Annotated in this window: 2 protein-coding genes; one reads left to right on the forward strand and one right to left on the reverse strand. The window is 70.0% G+C overall.

Translation table 11 applies throughout. The features are described 5' to 3' along the window. Positions 1–1181, forward strand: a 1181-nt coding sequence (locus tag AC07X4_RS23900) for an ArsA-related P-loop ATPase (protein WP_494741538.1), incomplete at its 5' end; no start/stop codon positions are given. A gap of 101 nt (positions 1182–1282) precedes the next feature. On the opposite strand, the gene AC07X4_RS23905 is transcribed toward AC07X4_RS23900, so the two are convergent. Continuing rightward, positions 1283–2032, reverse strand: a complete 750-nt coding sequence (locus tag AC07X4_RS23905) for a LytR/AlgR family response regulator transcription factor (RefSeq protein ID WP_056061176.1) — start codon at positions 2030–2032, stop codon at positions 1283–1285. Between the last annotated feature and the right edge of the window lie 99 nt (positions 2033–2131).

Below are 2131 nucleotides of genomic sequence, written 5' to 3' on the forward strand. Positions count from 1 at the left end.
GCCCCGACCCCCGCCCCATGCAAGAGGCCGCGCGCACCGCGCGGGAGCTGCGCGCCCTGGGCCTGGCCAACCAGCGCCTGGCCATCAACGGCGTGTTCCATGCCAGCCGACCGGGGCAGGACGCGGTGGCCGACGCCATCGAGGCCCTGGGCCGCGATGCCATGCACCAGATGCACGATGCGCTGGCGCATTTGCCGCGCGACGAGGTGCCGTTGCGCGCCTTCGACACCGTGGGCCTGCCTGCGCTGCGGGCCCTCTTGGGTGGCGGCAATGTGATGTTGCGCGCACCCGCTGCCGCAGCGGGTGTGCCGTTGCAGGCGGAACCCCTCGCAGCCCTGGCCGACGCACTGGCCGCCAAGGGCCACGGCCTCATCATGGTGATGGGCAAGGGCGGCGTGGGCAAGACCACCATCGCCGCCGCGCTGGCTGTGGGCCTGGTGCAGCGTGGGCACAGCGTGCACCTCACCACCACCGACCCGGCGGCGCACGTGCAAAGCCAGCTCGACGGCAGCCTGCCGGGGCTGAAAGTGGGGCGCATCGACCCGCACGCCGAAACCCAGGCCTACATCGACAAGATCATGGCTACGCGCGGCAAGGCGCTGGACGACGCAGGCCGCGCCCTGCTGCTGGAAGACCTGCAGTCGCCCTGCACGGAGGAAGTGGCCGTGTTCCACGCCTTCAGCCGCGTGGTGAACGAGGCCCGCAGCGCCTTTGTGGTGCTGGACACGGCACCCACCGGCCACAGCCTGCTGCTGATGGACGCCACCGGCGCCTACCACCGGCAGATGACGCAGCAGTACGAAGGCAGCGCAAACTCCAAACACATCATCACGCCGCTGATGCGCCTGCAGGACGCGGATATGACCCATGTGGTCATCGTCACGCTGCCCGAGGTCACGCCCGTGAGCCAGGCCGCTGCGCTGCAGGACGACCTGCGCCGCGCCCGCATCGAGCCCTGGGCCTGGGTCATCAACAAAAGCGTGGCGGCCACCGGCACCAGCGACCCCTTGCTGCAGGCCCGGCTGGCGGGCGAGCAACAGCAGGCCGCGCGCATCGCCAGCGGTCTGGCGCAGCGTACCTACGTGCTGCCCTGGCTGGCACAGCCGCCTGTGGGCGTGGAGGCGCTGGGGCGGCTGGTGGCCGCACCGCCTGCAGTCACAGGAGATTTGCTATCTCATTGATAGCTGCTCAGGCATATGGAACTAGCGCTGGTGGCCAAAATGGTTCGAAAAATATCTGTGGGGATGTTTCAAGGCCCTCAAAGGCCTGTGCACCTCTGCTGCTAGCGCGCCAGCTCCTCGCGCACAGCCGCCACCTGCCGCCGCGACACCGCCAGCAGTTCGGTCGAGCCTTGCAGCCGCACCGCCCAGCCTTCGCCCTCCTCAGGGTCGTAGTGCTTTTCCAGCGCGCGCACGGCGCGGCGCGCCACCAGCGCATTGCGGTGGATGCGCAGGAAGCGCGGTGCAAACTTGGCTTCCAGCTCGCTCAGCGAGCCGTCCATGATGTAGCTGCGCGTGGTGGTGCGCACGGTCACGTATTTCTGCTCGGCCTTGAAGTACAGCACCTCGGTCAGCGGCAGGCGTTCGGTGCGGCCCCGGTCCTGGATCAGCAGGGTCTCGCCCTCGGGCAGGCTGGGCACGGCACTGGGTCCTGCGGGGCGGCTGGTGCGCTGCACCTTGGCCAGGGCCTGCTGCAGGCGCTCGCGGCGCACGGGTTTGGTCAGGTAGTCCACGGCATCCAGCTCGAACGCGCTCACTGCGTGGTCGGCGTGGGCCGTCACAAAGACCACGGCCGGGGGCTGGGGCAGGGCCTGCAGTGCATGGGCCAGTGCCAGGCCGTCCTGGCCGGGCATGTGGATGTCCAGCAGCACCAGGTCGTACCCACGCCCCCCGGTGGGACCCAGCAGCGCCATGGTCTCGGCGGCGTTGGAGGCCTCTGCCACCGTGCAGCGCTGGATGTCCGAGCAGTCGGACAGCAGGGTGCGCAAGCGGCTGCGCGCCAGGGCTTCGTCGTCAACGATCAGGATGTTCATGGGGTTTGGAGGGGGTAGGTTCGGTCGGGGCCACCGCGCCTCGGCGGTAGCCGCCCCCCAGGTCGCCACGCCCGCGCAAGGGCGTGGGCGGGCGTGGCG

Source organism: Acidovorax sp. GW460-11-11-14-LB4 (genome assembly GCF_059423685.1).